General features: G+C 40.4%; 24 protein-coding genes and 1 pseudogene. All 25 read right to left on the bottom strand.

Annotated features, from left to right (window positions below; translation table 11 throughout):
• Positions 1 to 4: 4 nt before the first annotated feature.
• On the bottom strand, positions 5 to 382 hold the full coding sequence (locus LC048_RS17830) for an HK97-gp10 family putative phage morphogenesis protein (protein ID WP_306048304.1): 378 nt from the start codon (positions 380 to 382) through the stop codon (positions 5 to 7).
• Positions 375 to 707: a hypothetical protein gene (locus LC048_RS17835; RefSeq protein ID WP_226602612.1), complete on the bottom strand. Its 333-nt coding sequence runs from the start codon at positions 705 to 707 to the stop codon at positions 375 to 377. Before LC048_RS17835 ends, LC048_RS17830 begins: the two co-directional genes overlap by 8 nt.
• Positions 697 to 1,032, bottom strand: a complete 336-nt coding sequence (locus LC048_RS17840; protein WP_226602605.1) for a head-tail adaptor protein — start codon at positions 1,030 to 1,032, stop codon at positions 697 to 699. The genes LC048_RS17835 and LC048_RS17840 overlap by 11 nt, the downstream gene beginning before the upstream one ends.
• On the bottom strand, positions 1,013 to 1,282 hold the full coding sequence (locus tag LC048_RS17845; RefSeq protein WP_226602603.1) for a head-tail connector protein: 270 nt from the start codon (positions 1,280 to 1,282) through the stop codon (positions 1,013 to 1,015). The genes LC048_RS17840 and LC048_RS17845 overlap by 20 nt, the downstream gene beginning before the upstream one ends.
• A 6-nt stretch (positions 1,283 to 1,288) precedes the next feature.
• Positions 1,289 to 2,674, bottom strand: a complete 1,386-nt coding sequence (locus tag LC048_RS17850; protein ID WP_226602601.1) for a phage major capsid protein — start codon at positions 2,672 to 2,674, stop codon at positions 1,289 to 1,291.
• Positions 2,671 to 3,255 carry an HK97 family phage prohead protease gene (locus tag LC048_RS17855; protein WP_226602599.1) on the bottom strand — a complete coding sequence of 195 codons (585 nt, stop codon included), beginning with the start codon at positions 3,253 to 3,255 and terminating at the stop codon, positions 2,671 to 2,673. The genes LC048_RS17850 and LC048_RS17855 overlap by 4 nt, the downstream gene beginning before the upstream one ends.
• Positions 3,224 to 4,426, bottom strand: coding sequence for a phage portal protein (locus LC048_RS17860; RefSeq protein ID WP_226602597.1), 1,203 nt, complete (start codon positions 4,424 to 4,426; stop codon positions 3,224 to 3,226). Before LC048_RS17860 ends, LC048_RS17855 begins: the two co-directional genes overlap by 32 nt.
• Before the next feature lie 11 nt (positions 4,427 to 4,437).
• The gene (locus LC048_RS17865; RefSeq protein ID WP_306048308.1) at positions 4,438 to 6,183 is read right to left on the bottom strand and encodes a terminase large subunit; all 1,746 of its coding nucleotides are present in this window, start codon (positions 6,181 to 6,183) and stop codon (positions 4,438 to 4,440) included.
• Between the two features lie 326 nt (positions 6,184 to 6,509).
• A pseudogene (locus LC048_RS25155) lies at positions 6,510 to 6,722 on the bottom strand (phage terminase small subunit-related protein); the annotation flags it as partial.
• A 118-nt stretch (positions 6,723 to 6,840) separates the two neighbouring features.
• Positions 6,841 to 7,212, bottom strand: a complete 372-nt coding sequence (locus LC048_RS17875; RefSeq protein WP_226602591.1) for an HNH endonuclease — start codon at positions 7,210 to 7,212, stop codon at positions 6,841 to 6,843.
• Positions 7,212 to 7,571: a hypothetical protein gene (locus tag LC048_RS17880; protein ID WP_226602589.1), complete on the bottom strand. Its 360-nt coding sequence runs from the start codon at positions 7,569 to 7,571 to the stop codon at positions 7,212 to 7,214. The genes LC048_RS17875 and LC048_RS17880 overlap by 1 nt, the downstream gene beginning before the upstream one ends.
• A 171-nt stretch (positions 7,572 to 7,742) precedes the next feature.
• Complete coding sequence (locus LC048_RS17885; RefSeq protein ID WP_226602588.1) at positions 7,743 to 8,168, bottom strand: hypothetical protein; 426 nt, start codon at positions 8,166 to 8,168, stop codon at positions 7,743 to 7,745.
• Positions 8,169 to 8,346: 178 nt separating this feature from the next.
• Positions 8,347 to 8,889, bottom strand: a complete 543-nt coding sequence (locus LC048_RS17890; RefSeq protein ID WP_226602587.1) for a site-specific integrase — start codon at positions 8,887 to 8,889, stop codon at positions 8,347 to 8,349.
• Positions 8,886 to 9,338: an ArpU family phage packaging/lysis transcriptional regulator gene (locus tag LC048_RS17895; RefSeq protein ID WP_226602586.1), complete on the bottom strand. Its 453-nt coding sequence runs from the start codon at positions 9,336 to 9,338 to the stop codon at positions 8,886 to 8,888. The genes LC048_RS17890 and LC048_RS17895 overlap by 4 nt, the downstream gene beginning before the upstream one ends.
• A gap of 19 nt (positions 9,339 to 9,357) precedes the next feature.
• Positions 9,358 to 9,543, bottom strand: coding sequence for a hypothetical protein (locus LC048_RS17900; RefSeq protein ID WP_226602584.1), 186 nt, complete (start codon positions 9,541 to 9,543; stop codon positions 9,358 to 9,360).
• A gap of 98 nt (positions 9,544 to 9,641) precedes the next feature.
• Positions 9,642 to 10,364 carry a BRO family protein gene (locus LC048_RS17905; protein ID WP_226602864.1) on the bottom strand — a complete coding sequence of 241 codons (723 nt, stop codon included), beginning with the start codon at positions 10,362 to 10,364 and terminating at the stop codon, positions 9,642 to 9,644.
• Positions 10,365 to 10,563: 199 nt separating this feature from the next.
• Positions 10,564 to 10,779, bottom strand: a complete 216-nt coding sequence (locus LC048_RS17910) for a hypothetical protein (protein WP_226602582.1) — start codon at positions 10,777 to 10,779, stop codon at positions 10,564 to 10,566.
• A 157-nt stretch (positions 10,780 to 10,936) separates the two neighbouring features.
• Positions 10,937 to 11,299 (bottom strand): hypothetical protein, encoded by a 363-nt coding sequence (locus LC048_RS17915; RefSeq protein ID WP_306048313.1) that lies wholly within the window; start codon positions 11,297 to 11,299, stop codon positions 10,937 to 10,939.
• Complete coding sequence (locus LC048_RS17920; RefSeq protein WP_306048315.1) at positions 11,253 to 11,876, bottom strand: DUF3102 domain-containing protein; 624 nt, start codon at positions 11,874 to 11,876, stop codon at positions 11,253 to 11,255. The genes LC048_RS17915 and LC048_RS17920 overlap by 47 nt, the downstream gene beginning before the upstream one ends.
• A complete protein-coding gene (locus LC048_RS17925) occupies positions 11,873 to 13,474 on the bottom strand; it encodes a PcfJ domain-containing protein (RefSeq protein WP_226602579.1) in 1,602 nt (533 codons plus the stop codon). The genes LC048_RS17920 and LC048_RS17925 overlap by 4 nt, the downstream gene beginning before the upstream one ends.
• A gap of 11 nt (positions 13,475 to 13,485) precedes the next feature.
• The gene (locus tag LC048_RS17930; protein WP_226602577.1) at positions 13,486 to 13,845 is read right to left on the bottom strand and encodes a hypothetical protein; all 360 of its coding nucleotides are present in this window, start codon (positions 13,843 to 13,845) and stop codon (positions 13,486 to 13,488) included.
• Between the two features lie 95 nt (positions 13,846 to 13,940).
• A complete protein-coding gene (locus LC048_RS17935) occupies positions 13,941 to 14,150 on the bottom strand; it encodes an XtrA/YqaO family protein (RefSeq protein ID WP_226602575.1) in 210 nt (69 codons plus the stop codon).
• A 35-nt stretch (positions 14,151 to 14,185) separates the two neighbouring features.
• The gene (locus tag LC048_RS17940) at positions 14,186 to 14,347 is read right to left on the bottom strand and encodes a hypothetical protein (RefSeq protein WP_226602573.1); all 162 of its coding nucleotides are present in this window, start codon (positions 14,345 to 14,347) and stop codon (positions 14,186 to 14,188) included.
• A 137-nt stretch (positions 14,348 to 14,484) separates the two neighbouring features.
• The gene (locus tag LC048_RS17945) at positions 14,485 to 14,646 is read right to left on the bottom strand and encodes a hypothetical protein (protein ID WP_226602571.1); all 162 of its coding nucleotides are present in this window, start codon (positions 14,644 to 14,646) and stop codon (positions 14,485 to 14,487) included.
• A 170-nt stretch (positions 14,647 to 14,816) separates the two neighbouring features.
• Positions 14,817 to 15,815, bottom strand: a complete 999-nt coding sequence (locus LC048_RS17950) for a DnaD domain-containing protein (RefSeq protein WP_226602569.1) — start codon at positions 15,813 to 15,815, stop codon at positions 14,817 to 14,819.
• Positions 15,816 to 16,017: the final 202 nt, after the last annotated feature.

The raw sequence follows: 16,017 nt of genomic DNA on the forward strand, positions 1-16,017 counted from the left end.
AAACTCAACCTCCCATTTTGTCGATGATCTTACTGACCATGATCTCGACGATTTTGTCACCTTCTGCATCAAAGGTATTCTGAACAAAGTGCTGTCCTTTTACCTTCCCCTTGCCATTTGATTTCTTATGGCTATGTTCTACCAAATACCAGTACCAGGCGTCATCTTCGAATTCAACTGAAACAAGGTCGTCTTTCACAACGACCTTAAGACTGTCTCTTAGGTGCTTCTTGTTCATATCAGAACTTTTGATTCGAGGTTTTAATTTCTGTACAAAATATTTTGCCGCTTCATCCAGGACATTCAGCTCAACCTTCTTATCAACTTTCAAGAGCGTGTTAATCTCCTCAAGTGCTTCTGCAAAACCATTGTTATTATTCATTCACACACCTCACCATCGTAATAAACTGTGTGATAGTATCATCGTTTTCATCATAAGGAATTCCGATGAGGGGGCTGAATTCCACTCCATGTTCATTAAACACTTTTTTCAAAGGCTCAAAGTCTGTTTCAGTCCCCTTTGTGATAACCGCAATTTGATAAAGAGGCATTGATTTAAGAACCTTTGACGACGATCGCTTATGGATTTCGTTCACGAATTCATAAATTATATATGGATAAACAGCAGTTGTTGGGGCTTCATCACGATAAACCGGAATACCGGATTCTTTCATAATGGTCCTTAATTGCTGGAAATTAATTTGCATAGGATAAACTCAACTCCATCATGCGCTCATCCTCTTTCGTATAGATACGCTCGATATTATATTTTTTACCGCGAATCTCAATCCGGTACTCTTTTTGATTGTCCTCGATGGCTCGATCCAACCGCACTTCAATCTTCTTCACTATTTCATTAACATCTCGATCGGCAAAAATCTTGTCTGTGGAGGTAACACCAAGATTGGCATATTTAATTTTTCGCTCTAAAGGATAGCCCATGACTGGACGATCTGTTTCAGGGTCAATGGTTTCTCCTAACTTTAAAAGTTCAGCCGTCCATTGCAGCTTATTAGATTGTCGTTTCGGCATCTTCTTCAAACACCTCCTGAATAATAAAAGGTGTCATAGCATCAAGAGCTTGTTCCAGTTCCTTTTCTGATACACGGTACTCGTAGAATATCCCAGCAAACATGATAATTAGCCATTCATCTTGTCCACCAGTTGCTTTCTTAACATATTTTTTACCACGTTCAATATAAAAAGGGAGCATGGTTTCATCCATGCCCTCCTCCCAGTGGATATGCGACTTTAATTTTTCAAGATACTGAGTATCTGTCATAAGCTATTAACCTCCTACAGGGGCAGTAGCTCCTACTTCATAACGATAAACAGCCGGCTCGTGTGGGCTGTAAACCAACTGACCATCAAGCAGGTTGTAGATTTGGAAACCGATACGGTTTGTTGCATGGAACGCTTCCACAAGTTTCTGCATTTGCATTGCACCAATGACATCTTGGATACGGAATTTGCTGATATCACCGAAATAGAAGATTGGAGCATTAGAATCCGTGCCATCTGCCGAATCTGTAAAGTCCAACTTGTGACCAAGTAATTTATAACTCACACCATCAGTTGCATCTACATGCAACAAAGGACGACCTGTTGTGTCGGTCATTCCTTCAAGCACCGTCAATGCAGCACGGTTTACAATCCACATCGATTTCTTCAAGACTTCGGTAACCGGTTGGTTTTTCATTTTTACAAGTTGTTGGTACAGCTTTTGTGAATATCCATCTGCATTAATATCCACTGGGGTTGACTCGTAATATGCAACTGCCTTTTTAGCGAGCGCACCAGGGTTTTCATTACCCACATCATCCCCATTGAACATATAGTTAGTTTCCTTGCGAACATAAGCCTTCTTAAGCTCTTCAATGACAATGTCTTCAACATTCACACCTGAAGTATTGATGAGCTTCTTGGAAACTGTCGCAAGAGCATCAAACTCAACAGGAGACAGATAGATTTCATCGAATTCGATGTCTGTTTCTGGAATTGGATTAGGCCCGATGTGGCGCTCAGTTTTAACCACATTAGCTTCTGCCTTTTTAACCAGTACAGGATACTTCACATTGCCTTTAGTTTTAACACGAGTACCATACTTACGCAGCAAGTTCTCTTCCTGAGCATAAGTAATGATTTCACTGGCAATAACTTCAGGGATAGTAACGGAACCATTATTCGTTTCAACGCCCAATGCCCTTGCTTCCGATTCAGAGATTTTACCAACAACGAAATTAGCAAACGCCGAACGAATCTCTTTTTCTTTTGTCTTAGTAGATTTTGCTCCACGGGTTGAAAGGCCAGATGCAATTTGCGTCATAAGAGCATTTCTCTTTTCCGTGCTCAACACATTAACAGGAGAGCGTTGCTCTTCCGGATCTGTGGATGGTGTATCTTCAGGATCATTGTCCGGACTCTCTGGATCTGTGTCAGAACGACCCTCTGTATCCTCATCAGCTGGTGGTGCATCTTCTGGATTATCATCACCGTCACCCATGTTAGCAAGCGCATCTGCAATATCTTGAGCCTCGTCAGCAAGCTCCTGCACTTCTGCCTGAACAGTTTCTAAATCTTCAGCACGCACCTCATTCTTCTCAAGCTTCTTGCGCAGTTCAGTTAGACGCTTTTTGTTTCTCTTTTGCATAGCTAGCAATTGTTTTTTGTTCATTTTTCCAAAACTCCCTTTATTTGATTTATTAGTTTAATACGCATTTCAACATATTTATCGATTTCTTTACTTCGAACGAGAGCAGCTTCTGTGTCATCATATGCCGGGAGGGAGACTATACTAATTTCAAATAATTCAACTTCATGAATAGTACGCAACGCTGGTTCAACGGAATAATCCCAGGTCTCTTTCCCAGCATCTTCAATATAAAATCCAAAAGAACACTGGTTTATGTCCCCTCTTGCCATGCTCTCTGCAAGATCCCGAGCAAGCGAGGTATTCGGCAACTCGACTTCAAATTTTAGCCCTCTGTCGTCCTCTGAGAGCCTCAGTGTGCCGCTTTTCGTTCTACCTAGGACATTGTTCCAGTCATGATTGAACAGGGCCCTTATATCGCTGTTTGTCGCGATAGACCTGCTGAACGCACCTGGCATAATGATTTCTTCAAAGTAATCACCAATACTGGTCTTAGAATTAAAAACAGCTGCATACCCGCTAATCATGGCAGGCTGGTCATTGATCGCATCACGAGTTTTTAAATTGGTGATGTCAATTGTCCTCAGTTCCCTTTTCTTTGTCATTCACATCACCTCCCTTCAAGCTATCGTCAGTGGCGTTTTTCTCACCGATTCTTGATAGATCATTTGAGATATAGACAGCCTGTGTCTCAGGAGTGTTTTGTTTAGGGAATCCCAGCATGTCTGCCACATTGTCTGGCGATGTGATCCCTGTTCGAACGATGTTATATCCAATATTCGTCTTAGTGGAATAAGGTACAAAATCCAAAATATTAATCTTGAACTTTATCCGTTTGTCCGTTTTCGGACCTAAAAAAAGAAGACTCAAATGGTCTTCGAAGTTTTTCATTATCGGCCGTATGGCTTTGTTATGCAGATACATCATAGCTTTTTCCAAGTCAGACTTGATTAATGACTGGTAGGTTTCCACATTGATATTTAAAAATTTGCCTAAATCTTTCTTATAAACGCTCAAGAATGCCAGGATTTTGTCATCTTCAATTGGACTTTTGAGTGAATCGATGGAATAACCTTTCCCTAATGGAATGAGTTTCACTGTCCTGGAATCATCAATTGCTTCCAACTGGTCAAGTATCGCTTTGATCAACTTTGATTGAGCTGCGTTTTGTGGATTAATATGAGCATCCAGTTTCAACAGGAAGGCAAGCAAGCCACCCTTTTTGTATTTGTCAGTCAGGACCTTTTCTGCATTCATGACACCTTCCAAAGTGTTCTTGCCAAGCTCCAGGATACCGACACCCTTTAAATGGTTGCTGCCGATATTTTTGATATGACGAATCATAAAGGCCGGTATATCATGTCCATTGATTTTGAAATGCTCAATTAGCCTCTCGTCCACTTCGGTATATACTCCTGATGCCAAGTGCAATTGATTGCCATCGAGTACAGGGAAAACTTCTCCCTGGAGCAAATAGGTATTCGTCATGAGTTTGATTAACTCGGACCCGGTCAGATAATGGTTAGGGTTTTTTAATACCCTGAGGGCGTGATGATCCTTTAATTCATTTCCGTGTGAATCTTCCACAACGATCTCTGCCAGCATCATTTGATTACTGATGTCCTGTAACAGCTCATACACATCAGATGATTCCAAAATCGTATCATCATTTACATAACGGCCACCATATCGAATGGTACGATTGTAATCATCCAGCCACCCACGCTTTTCAATCTGCCGGAATAAAAAGTTTGAGAAACGATCTCTTATTCCCAAGTTCTCACCCCCTATCTATAAATATCGTTAATTAAATCATCCAGACCGTTCATACTTTCACCCATCATTCTCATTGTTTCTTTATTCGCAATTAAAAAAGCGACAAAGCCATCGATGTGCTCAGGGCTCTTTCGCTTTGATGGGGTTTTTTGGTTGTTTATATTGGCTACGACTTTCGCATTAGATGCACAGAAAACGAATAATGGGTTATCAGTAATAACCGCTGGCACAGGTTGTCCGTTTAAAATTCTTTCTTGTAGCAGCAATATCTCAAAGTTGTCGAAAGGTTCATTCATATGTGTAGGATATTGTGGAACTTCAGCCGTATCTATCCCAAGCATTTCCCATTTTTCTATAAGCTTTTCTGCCATTGCAGGATCATAATTGATTTGACGCAAATCATATGTTTCAAAAACCCATTGCACATATTCATCGACCATATCTTCATCTACTGTCTTACCGGGACAAAGGGTAACATATCCTTTTTTGACCAGCTCCCTATATGGGACGTTACGCTGCTGCTCTTTTTCCTCGATGCCGAATTCTGGAATGAAATACATTTGTTTAACTTTGAGTAATGGATCACCTTCATCATCGAATGTCGGGAAATTAATATCTACGCATGTTAAGTCAGTTCTTCTGGAAAGATCAACCCCAATTACGCACGTCATTCCTTCCAGATCCCCTAGGTCATCCACAAGCACTTTCTCCAACTGATCAAGTTCGAAATAAGTTTCAGCATAATTCACGAATACGTCCAGGTGCTTTGACATGAATTCAGCACGGTTGAAGCTATTGTTCTTTGCTTCTTTGAAAGCATTCTCCAAAAACTCCATGCTGACGGAAACCCCGATATTCGGATTAACCATTTGCCATACTTTGCGATCTTCCCAATCATATTTCTTATTGGGCTCATAGATCATGGCAAACCAGGAATCATCATTATCGTTTTTCAGGACCTCTTTGGCATACGTATAAATTTGCGCGCCCAACGAACCGGACTGTTTCCCGGCAGTGGATGTGATGATATTCAGTGGCTCTTCCTGGGCAATCTGAGCTGATCGTAAGTTGTCATATTGTTCACGGTCCATCTGAGCGTGGACTTCATCAAAATAGTTGATGTATGGGTTTTTACCTTCGTTTCCAGCATTATCTTTCGTCAGGATTTTCAACGTGTTAGCAAACTTAATTCCATCCTCAACGAAAGTATATTTGATGGACCGGACTGCATCCTCTTTCCCTTTATAAATCCTTGTGCCCGGTCGAAGGTCTGGACTATTCTCTATGGTCAATCCAATGGGTATGGCTGCATTCTGGCATTGTTCAAAGGTATTAGCTGATATGTATATATCCGCCCCTTTCACTCCCTCGCCATACATACCGTATATAACAGGACTGCCTCCCATGATAGTCTTGCCGTTTTTCTTTGGAACCTGCATATAAGCCGTCCGAATCACCCGGACCGCTTTACCTTCGTCATTATATTTCTGCCAGCCATAAATATTGGCAAAGAAGAAACGCTGCCAGGACTCTAGTATTAATGGCTGGCCGGCCCACTTTCCTTTTGCATGCTTCAGGAATGTTTCTGTAAAGTAAAGCATCGCATTGGCCTTTTCAACATCAAACCAAATGTCCTTACGCTTTTGCCACTTGCGATATCTCTTTACCATCGCAATGACCGTGTCAGGATATTGCTTCGGTTTTCGCTCTACTTCCTTAGCGAAAATATCTGCGTAATTTGTTTCAAAGTCTATCATCGTGACATCCTCTGCCTAAACTGGAGTAGCTTGCTGCTTTCCACTGGGGCATCAGGTTCTTTTTCCTTTCCCTTTTCCTCATCGCCTTTGGCCAGCAGCTTGCCGCCCTTCTTGATCAACTCTTTGTTTTTACCATCCAATCCAAGTTGTCCTAAATATTTCGCTAACTCTTTACGCAGCTTATCGGACTTTTGCTCCAGGTACTCTTCATAAGCATCAAGATAAATTTCTATAAGCAAATCAAGAGCTGGGGAATAGGTGCCGGCTTCAACCAGGGCATCGATGATTCGGTCCCGTTTTTCCGACCTGACACTTTTTTCCGAAGTACTACGCTTCGATTTCTTTTTCGGAGTACTCCGTTTGTTGGATTGGAGTACTCCATTAACTTTATCCAACCATTTATCTTTTGATTTCCATCCACCGATTGTCTTTTCCGGAGAATCCAACATTTCGGCAATTGCACGATTTGTAATGTTCCCATCGTGTTTTTTGAAAATCTCAAACGCTTCATCTCGTTTCGGATCTCTAGCCCTCGCCAACACCTATCACCTCCAGTACTCCATTGAAAATTTCTTCAAAAATTTTTTTGAGGTGCGCGTTTGCAGCCACACTCCCTATCCTCCCAAAAATGGCCTAAATGCTTTTTGGGTAGGGGGGCTATAGCTTCCAGTCATACTTTGATTTTGATTTCAAACCATATTGTTCATTGGCTTCATCCTCAACGATCGGATGGCATTTACTGCACAACGTCATGATGTTATCGGCATCAAGCTTCAATGATGGATTAACTCTGATTGGTATCTTGTGATGATGATGAGCTCTCTTGCCAAAGACAAACTTTCCACATCGTTGACAACATCCACCGTCCCGTTCATAACACCAAGACTTTAAGTCTTTCCAAGCCTGGGTGTTGTAGAAGGATTTGTTATTCGAGTGCCAGGCTTTCTTCTTGCGTCTGCGCCTATGGTTCTCGCAGTATCTGCCTGATTGTATTAGGCTCTTGCATCCCTGCTCGCTGCAGTATTTCATTATTCTTCAGTAGCTGCCAGTTCCTCTTTGATGTGATCCCTGATGGTGTCAGCTTTCTTCATGTTGCCTGGCACATCTATGTCTTTCTCTTTTGCATAAGCAAGCAGCTGCTCAGCATCCATGTTGTCCAGGTCATTTTCTAAATCCTTTACAACTTTAGCTATCTCCTTATCATCGACTGTCATGGTGATTACGGTATGATCTTTACCTTTGGCCTGGTCAACGCCCATCACCATGCTCTTGGGATTCTCGGTTACTTCAAAGTCCGGATCCTGTCCAGCTGGTACAAACCTGATTCTCTTTTCCTTAGCGTCCCAATACTCAGTCCCTTGTGCCGTTGTTCTAGTCTTAACGTTCATTGTTTATTCCTCCTTTTAAGGTGAAATGATTATTGTAGTCTCGGTGCCAGTGAAAATAAAAAAGCCTCCCAAATAAAAGGGAAGCTAAATTCTTACCGCAATATCATCTTAGCATGTCTAAAACAAAATCTTCGTTCATTTTTCTGCCAAAACTCTGCCACTTTTCCGCAATTAAAAAAGCCAAGTAGTTGCAAATGTCTTCTCGAACAAATCATCAACCAAGTTTTGATCAAGGAAAATCCTCTTACCTTTATCTATTGCTGGTAAGTATTGCTCAAAATAAGTTACTTCTTCTATTTTTATAGTACCCCACTGCTGTTTTTCACCTCGATTGCTACTAATTCTACTTATATATACTTTTATTCCGTTATCCTCAAAGTCATTTACTAGCTCTAGTGAACTTTTTCCGATTGAAAAATCTACTCTCGAATCAGATTTCTTTATATGACAAACATCAGGATGCTCTTTTTCTATTGGCTCAATTAGCTTATTAAACTCACTTGTGAAAAAAGCCATGATTTTTTCAGGTGAATTAATAGTTTTACTGAATTCAACTTCTCTTATTTCTTTGTACATTCTTTCTCTCCACTCTGCCATTCTATACCACTCCTTTAATTACTCATATCTTATATTTTGTTGAATTCGCCTAAAGGCTGGAAGCCTTGGTATATATATCATTGTACAACTTCCAAAAAATGAATTATACACTTATTTTTTTTGAGTAACTTTTCATAAAGACATAAAAAAATACCCATCTGCCTCTCAGCAAATGAGCTTATATTTTGAACCTATTCATAGCCTTGTCCATACTGTCCTGGTTGACGCCAATATATCGTAAAGTGATCTGTGGTGAGCTGTGATTAAAGATCTCCTGCAGCATAGCTACATCCTTGGTTTGATTATAGAAATGATAACCGAAGGTTTTCCTGAGTGTATGCGTGCCTATTTCATCTAATCCAAACTGTTCAGCTGCATTTCTTAATATCTTGTACGCCATGTCCCTACCGATTGGCTTATTTTTACCTTCTCTGCTCCTGAAAAGGTATTCCTCATCGTCTTTACCTTCAATATAGTATTTCAGCTCTCTCTTCAAGGCTGGTGTGATTTGAATACGCTTCTGTTTCCCAGTCTTGGTTTCTCGCAAGCTGAAGTGACTTTTCTTAGCGTCCTTGACCTTCAACGGCAAAATATCCGAAATACGCAACCCAGAATTAATGCCGGTAACAAAAAGCATGTAATTGCGTTCATTTTCCTCTTTCAAATGCTTCTTAATCTCTGCTATGATTTCAGGGTCCCTAATCGGCTGCACAAAGTTCATGCTGTCACTTCCTTCTCTTCATAGACTTCAATCTTCAGTGAAAATGCAAGCTTGTAAAATGCTCTTCCCTTCACTCTGTAATATTTTCGTTCACTCATGCCAATTTCATTATAGATTTCGTAATCAAAAACATCTTCTTGATCCATGTATCTTTTGATAATGATGGCTCTCTCCCACTGAGTGAGGCCATTCACTGCCTTAATCATTCGAGTTAGATAAAGTTGCATTTCCCTCTCTAACTCAGCGTTCTTAATAGCTACATCTTCGGTGGTTGAGTAAAATTGATTTGTGTTTGATGGTGGAATAATGGAATATGATTGAGTGATTTTAGGCTGGTTATCAAATTGTCTTAACAATAGTATTCTATATTTCTCTAATGCTGACTCAACAGCTTTCCTGGTAGCATTCCGATCAATGGACGGTAAGTTGAAATCCGAAAGATTCCCCATTTTATCTACCCCAATCTTTTTATTTTTGTCTAATGGCTCCACCTTTTGAACGTCGATAAGTAGGCTGATAATAACCCATTAACTCCTTAATTTCTCTGGTTGACATGCCTCTATCCTTGCTCTTTTTTTCTGTCTCTTTCTTTTTCTTAATAGGCATTTTATTTTTAGCTGCCCATTTCGAAAGTTCTCCCTGGATTGTTCCCATATTCACCCTCCTTCCCATAGAAAAAGAGGACACCGATTAAACCAGGTAAATCTGGCAATCAGTGTCCTCACGTTTTATTCTCGATCTCGGACTATATATTAAGCTGATTTTTCCATCAAAAGTCTAAAGGTTTCTTTTCCTTTTGGTGTAATTAATGGCTGGACCCCTGCTTTGCCGTTCCTTTCAAAGTCTTTTAGCTTAAACAATTCAGGCACATATTTTCCATATGGTTTCAGTTTTCCAGTTTGATCACGATATACAAATCCTTTTTCCAGCAACCAGTTGATGAAAGACCTTTGACCGATTTCTAATTCCTTTGCAGTATCTCTAAAATTCGTTAACAAGTTTCTATCCACCAATGCATCAAAGTATTCGGCTTTCGGTTGCATGATCGCAAGCTGCTCATTCTGTTTCCGCACCGTTTCCAGGGTAGCCCTGAACATGAGTTTTGTCTGATTGTCGGCATGTACCAAGTAAGTATCGATAAACATGTCTTCATTTGAAACATAACCACCAGTTTTTCTAATAGTCGGAATAACTTCATGTGTCACCCAACGTTTAAATTGTTTGGCTTCAGGTTTACGACTTCCAAGAATCAAGGTGTATAGACCGGGTTCGTTGACTATATTTACTAATCCTCTAAAGCCCTCAGTTGAAATGAGGTCTTTTTCATCTTCATCCAATCGTTTTAAAGCTTCCGTTGGATTTCCAATTTCCAAGACATCACAGACATCCTTTGCAACAAACCAGACCTCTTCACCTTTTGTGATTGTCCTTACTTTATTTCGTTCGTAATTGAAAACCTTCTGCAATTGACTCATTTCTTCCCCCTCCTTCAAATAAAAAGAGGACACCAATCAATAGCAACTTCATTGCTAATTAATCAGTGTCCTCACGTTTTATTCTCGATCTCGGACTTATTACAATTCCTTATAAATCCATTATAGAGCGTTTATGATTAATTAGGAAAGACACATTATTTAACTACCTTTTAAATCAGTAAATCTTCGTACTGCGACATTAATCTAAATCAACGATGTAACCTTCTCTGGCTATTAAATAATCAATAGAACGACTATCCAGATATTCATAAATTTCTTGTTCTGTTTTCTTTACCTTTGAATCAATGCAATATTTAACGGCGTTTCTGTACCCTTCGTACCGATATTTTCCGTTTGGTAACTGTCTTTCAAAGAAACCATTTTTAGGGTGTTCATCAATATAAATAACAGGCATTTTCATTCCTCCTTTGGTGAACTAAATTGGTCAAAATCGTACCAGTGACATTTATCATAGTTTGTGGCTTATTATTGAGTTACACTAAAGGTAATCATCTAATAGATTCATTTTTGCCACGAGCATATAGCCCGTGGCCTTTTTATTTCAAACCACTTTATAGTCGTTCAGCCATTTTCCCAATAAGCCCTTGCACAGCACCCTTATATTTGATTTTAATTTCTTCATTTTCAATCTGACCGAGTGCTGTAAGCAGCTCCTGAAATTCAGATACCAATCCTTCAAACACAAACTGAAATTTTGATACCGCTTTATCATTGCTCTGATTGGCCACTTTGTTCCTAAGATTCTCAAGCTCCTTCTCAACCTCTTCAGGTACCTTCTCAATGATTTGAGGCATATCGATTGGCTTTTCCTTCAGCTGTCGTTCGAGTGATTTAATTTTGCCGGTTGATTCATTCAGTTCATTTTCTTTATCTGTTAAGGCTTTCCTTAAACGAATAATTTCCTTCTTCATCACCAGAATCAGAAGCTGCTGCCAATTCAGCCTTCAACTTGTCCACGATCAACGAGTGATCCTTGCTCTGTACTTCCAATTTCTTAAGCTCTTTCTCAATCTTCTCTTTAGCCTTTTGTTCTTCTTCTGCTTTCTTTTCAGCTTCCTTTAGTTTTTTGGCCATTTCTTGTTTTTCTTTGATGGCTTGCTGCAATTCTCTAGTAGACATGTTCTCGATATCATTCTCTTTTATGAAATCTTCACGCTCATAGTCTGGAATTCCAAGAAGAGCAACAGCTTGTGTATAGCTTAAATTCCCAAGCGCTTGGGATTTTGCATTATCACCGAATAGGGTGAGTTGATCGGCGCCATATTGTTCAAAAATCTTCATAAGGTTGTTTGCTGTGCTTTGCGAGTAATCCACGGAGTCTTGCAGCCAAGATCCCCATTCTCCATGTGGAACCATTTGCTTCGCTTCGACCAAGCGTCGACCTATTTCAATGCTATTGAATAAAAACATCTTTCGAGTCTGTTCTTTGATGCTATTAATCTCGGTGGCAATCAGGACCGGTGTTCTTTCGGCTAATAGGTTCATACTCATACAGCTACCTCCTGTCTTATGATCTTTTTCGATTCCTTCCGGTTACGCTTTTTTGACAGAATTTCAGATTTATAAGTTTCGAGAAACTTCTCTACATCTTTTCCTGCGCTGCGATTGCCTTTCCCTCGGCATTGAACAATTTCATTCGTTTTCCGGTAAAGCTCAACTGTATAGTAGGATTGGTTCGGTTGATCAGCCCTCCTGATAAACATGATTACTATCTCGCCCTTTGCATAGCGATCAGCGTAACGGCCAACACAGTGATTCAAGTTCTCCCCTTCATCGAACATCTCGATACTCGATGCAGCTGGACGAATGAACAACCCGTCTTTCTCGTATCTGTATTTTTCCAAGTGCTTTTGTTGTAAAGAGATTTTCCGGTTGATGACAGCATCATTCTTGATTTTGATAGCCCTTGTTGTCTTCTGATGGGCATTGTGTAAGTTGTTTGGCATCAGGACACTTTCCTGCTTGATGTCCATTTTGAGTTCGATGCATTCGTCCAAGTAATCTTTCCAATTGGTAATCAGACTTGTGACAGAGTAATAGCGTTTTGGATCCTTTTTCATTTGATTTAGTGCGTACTTCATTATTCGGTCTAGGGATGGTAAGCGTTTCAGAATGAAGTTTAGCTTGTCCTGATAATAACTGCCTGTCAATAAGTGATCACATGCTTGAGCTGTTGCCCAATCTATTTGCACCCGTCTATCCCTGAACCATTTATAGTTGTGCAACAGAAGAGGTGTCATAATAACGTTGGAGGCCTTCCAGGCCTTTAACTCAGATTTAGATAACCCTAGAATTTTCTCCATCGTTTTTCCCCGCATGTTTACACTTCGATAGAGATGTTGATCTTCCACCATCGCCTTGACCAACTCGCCCATCCCCATCTTCCACAGGTATTCTATGAATGGGTATTTCGCAAACTTAGCGAAGAAGTAGATTAAATCGATATTCCTGTTTGCAAAATGCGTCCATTCCCCGTACTTGAAGAATGTCCCTTCGGTGGCTTTTAGAATGCTCTCAATCGATTGCTTGGAGTTTCTGGTGTATCCGGCTTTCCCGATCATTGTCCAGACCTTGTTGGCAAAACTCCATCCGTCATATCTTTGTACCTTTCTGGTGACTATTCCGGAATAGTTGTTTCTGTACATCATGTGGACTTTTCCTTTTTCAAAAACATAACGGGTAACCGGATAGTAAGTTGTGTCCCCTTTGTAGTTTTCCCTGTAATCCATAGACACCCTGTATCCCGTCGCTGTAATAGCCTCTGGATTCGCAAGAGACTTTTCATACCAGATAACATAGGCTTCATCGAGCAACTTCCCTCTGCCTCTTCCAGCTTGTTTGACCAAAACTAACGATTGGCAATGCTGGCATTTCCAGTCCTCGTTATGAGTAAGTTGTTTGGAATCGGATACCATGTAATCTTTTTTACAGTGAGTACAGAAACCTCTCTGGATGGTAGAAGTCACCCTTTTCACGAAAAAGTAACGGCTATACAGCAATGCATCATCTACTACAAAATTTTTTAACTCTTGACTGATCTCTGAGGAGAAATGGGCCGTGAACATTTCAAACCGTTTATCTTGTGCCATGCCCTCACCTCTCACAAGAAATCATCCAGACTGACATTAAAGTCATCTGAAGCTTTTTCTGGATTCACAGAAGACACTGCAGGCGCTTCTACCTTCACTGGCTGCCCATCTATCCCGAAATATTCCAACACCACAGCAAAGCCCTCAGCATCGGTCAAGACGGCCATGTTACCGATCTTCTTTTTCTCCGCTGCCTTCCTCATCGCCTCGATGGATTTCGCTATTGTCCGGTCCTCTGCAAGAATTTTTCCAGCACCAGCTGGATGGCTTTCAAGATGTTGCAGAAGGAAGTTTCCCACTACCTGAATATATGGATTTTTGTTATTGGTTGTCATTTCACCTTTTAATTTCGCATTGGCCTTTTCTAACACACTAACCCCTCCTCTTTGAAATTTATGTACCAAAGGAGCATTTCCTTTGGTACCGGTTATTAAGTTATTATTGGGGTATAAATCAGGTGGTGTTTTTAGCAGAGCTCACTTTCCTCAAAAGTGACTCTTTTGGATTTACCACTTGTTGTTTCAACAATTGTTAGGCCGTGTGAGACCGCCTCACATTTGAAAGCCTTTCCTTTGTTGCCATCCAGTACAAGGACGATCACCTTGCCTGGTTCTATTTTTTGGCTGATGGACATATCTTGATTATTGATTTCTATTTCTTTTAATCTTTTTTGCATTATGACACCCCTGCCCTATGGTATAATTAAGGTGTCTATAAGTTTTGATTGCCAGACCGCCCGTCTGGCAGTTTTTTTATTTCTGGGAACTTTTCTTCCCACCTTCGCTCCCATTCTTCTAATGCTGCCTTATTACCAACAAGACACTTTTTGTTTAATAGGAACAGCGACATAGTTTGATAGTTTTCTGTCTTCATTCGCGCTCCTTTCTTTTTGGCTTTTAAATAAATCATGCTCCGTTTCACATGATCCAGAACAAAACATGAATTGATTTGAATGGACAGTAAAAGTAGCGCCGCAATTTGAACACTGGCTGTATAACCTGGGCATGCTCCTACTCTCCTTTTCTGACAATCTCTCCTTCACCAACATCCCGTATTAGAGCATCTTGGCAGCATGACGGACATTGAATTAGGTGCTGTTCTTCAAATGCTTGCTCGACTGCAAAAGTGACAACACAGCCACCACATTCGTATATATGGACTAATATATTCATGATTAGACACTCCTAGCTTGTTGGCATCTATGGATTATGTATAGACGCTCTAGTTCGGATAACGGAAGTTGATTTAGATTTTCTTTATTCAAGCCCGATTTCCAAAGTTGATACTCAAGAAACATTCTTCTCTTTTGCACTGCTTCAAGCAGGATCCCCATCTCCATCCCTCACTTTTTAAATTTCTTTAATTCTTGTTCCAGAGCCTTTTTCTCTGCTTCAAAGTCAAAGTCTTCTTGTTGAACTGGTTCAGATTGTTTGGCAGCTGATTGTTGTTGATGGGCTTCGAACCATTCAGGTGGTTGTTCTTTTCTCAGTGGCTTTCCTCCACCCTTAGGTCTATCCCGTTGCCTTGACTTTTGTTCCCTGAATGCTTGTTGTACAGCCCTGGCATCATCGGCAGTTTTAACCTTCTTATCTGCCCATGACCTTAAAATGCTTTCAACGTAACTCCACTTTTTAGATCCGTTCTCTACAGCAAGCTTCAAGGCCTCTAGGACTACCTCGTCTGAAAGGTCATCACACCATCCAGCTATCTTTTGAGACATATAGCCTCCAATGGTTCCGAAACCATTTTCTTCAAAAAAACGAAATGGATTTTCCTTTTGCGCCGGTGCATCTTCTTCAACTTCTTTTAAAATCTCTGAAGTACTCTCTGTAGTAATCTCTGGTATTGGTCTGTTCAAATTGAACACATGGTCTGTCCATTTTGAACAGATGGTCTGCTCATTTTGAACAGATGCGCCGTTATGCTTTTCTTCATTTTGAACAAAAGCGTCATCTTGCAATTCTTCATCTTGAACAACCGCGTCACTATGCATTTGTTCATTTTGAACAGATGGTGTGTTCAACCCCTCCAATTCTTCGTAGTTGATTGTGTACCACTTGGTTCTGTCGAAGTTCTTTTTGTTGAAATTTCCACTGATTAATAAGCCGAGGCTTTCCAATTTTGAAATGGTTCTCCTGATCGTGCTTACCGACCAGAAAGGGAATTGCTCTTGCCAATCCTCTTGGGTGTTATAGACCCACTTCTTCTCCTCATAGCAATGCTTGCTTTCTTGTAGCCAATAATTCAATTGCTGTAGAAATATCGCTTCGTTAAGTCCTACTTTTTCTGCAAGAGAAGGCAGCACAATGATGGGTTTGTCATCCAGTAAAAGTTTGCTCAAGCCTTTCTCCTCCTCTTTATGGTTTTGGTTTCTACTAAAACGGTACAAACAGCGAAATCATTTCTAACCTGTTCCAACCGATAATCTGGATATCTAGTTAAATAATTCCGCACAAGGGCTAAAAAATTTTGCTCTGATAACTCTGATTGCTGATTTAGCAGCCATTCGGGGAGCAATACATTCGTTGTCTTGGAAGTAAGCA

The sequence above is a fragment of the Mesobacillus subterraneus genome (assembly GCF_020524355.2).
Classification (GTDB): domain Bacteria; phylum Bacillota; class Bacilli; order Bacillales; family Cytobacillaceae; genus Mesobacillus; species Mesobacillus subterraneus_C.

Bases quoted from the DNA above. Each gene is read 5' to 3' on its own strand.
- LC048_RS17885 (WP_226602588.1), bottom strand. From the start codon at position 8,168: ATGGCAGAGTGGAGAGAAAGAATGTACAAAGAAATAAGAGAAGTTGAA.
- LC048_RS17925 (WP_226602579.1), bottom strand. From the start codon at position 13,474: ATGGCACAAGATAAACGGTTTGAAATGTTCACGGCCCATTTCTCCTCA.
- LC048_RS17840 (WP_226602605.1), bottom strand. From the start codon at position 1,032: ATGCCGAAACGACAATCTAATAAGCTGCAATGGACGGCTGAACTTTTA.
- LC048_RS17890 (WP_226602587.1), bottom strand. From the start codon at position 8,889: ATGAACTTTGTGCAGCCGATTAGGGACCCTGAAATCATAGCAGAGATT.
- LC048_RS17920 (WP_306048315.1), bottom strand. From the start codon at position 11,876: ATGAGTATGAACCTATTAGCCGAAAGAACACCGGTCCTGATTGCCACC.
- LC048_RS17875 (WP_226602591.1), bottom strand. From the start codon at position 7,212: ATGAAATACTGCAGCGAGCAGGGATGCAAGAGCCTAATACAATCAGGC.
- LC048_RS17850 (WP_226602601.1), bottom strand. From the start codon at position 2,674: ATGAACAAAAAACAATTGCTAGCTATGCAAAAGAGAAACAAAAAGCGT.
- LC048_RS17940 (WP_226602573.1), bottom strand. From the start codon at position 14,347: ATGAAGACAGAAAACTATCAAACTATGTCGCTGTTCCTATTAAACAAA.
- LC048_RS17855 (WP_226602599.1), bottom strand. From the start codon at position 3,255: ATGACAAAGAAAAGGGAACTGAGGACAATTGACATCACCAATTTAAAA.
- LC048_RS17945 (WP_226602571.1), bottom strand. From the start codon at position 14,646: ATGAATATATTAGTCCATATATACGAATGTGGTGGCTGTGTTGTCACT.
- LC048_RS17830 (WP_306048304.1), bottom strand. From the start codon at position 382: ATGAATAATAACAATGGTTTTGCAGAAGCACTTGAGGAGATTAACACG.
- LC048_RS17900 (WP_226602584.1), bottom strand. From the start codon at position 9,543: ATGGGAACAATCCAGGGAGAACTTTCGAAATGGGCAGCTAAAAATAAA.
- LC048_RS17845 (WP_226602603.1), bottom strand. From the start codon at position 1,282: ATGACAGATACTCAGTATCTTGAAAAATTAAAGTCGCATATCCACTGG.
- LC048_RS17835 (WP_226602612.1), bottom strand. From the start codon at position 707: ATGCAAATTAATTTCCAGCAATTAAGGACCATTATGAAAGAATCCGGT.
- LC048_RS17935 (WP_226602575.1), bottom strand. From the start codon at position 14,150: ATGCAAAAAAGATTAAAAGAAATAGAAATCAATAATCAAGATATGTCC.
- LC048_RS17895 (WP_226602586.1), bottom strand. From the start codon at position 9,338: ATGGGGAATCTTTCGGATTTCAACTTACCGTCCATTGATCGGAATGCT.
- LC048_RS17880 (WP_226602589.1), bottom strand. From the start codon at position 7,571: ATGAACGTTAAGACTAGAACAACGGCACAAGGGACTGAGTATTGGGAC.
- LC048_RS17865 (WP_306048308.1), bottom strand. From the start codon at position 6,183: ATGATAGACTTTGAAACAAATTACGCAGATATTTTCGCTAAGGAAGTA.
- LC048_RS17905 (WP_226602864.1), bottom strand. From the start codon at position 10,364: ATGAGTCAATTGCAGAAGGTTTTCAATTACGAACGAAATAAAGTAAGG.
- LC048_RS17910 (WP_226602582.1), bottom strand. From the start codon at position 10,779: ATGCCTGTTATTTATATTGATGAACACCCTAAAAATGGTTTCTTTGAA.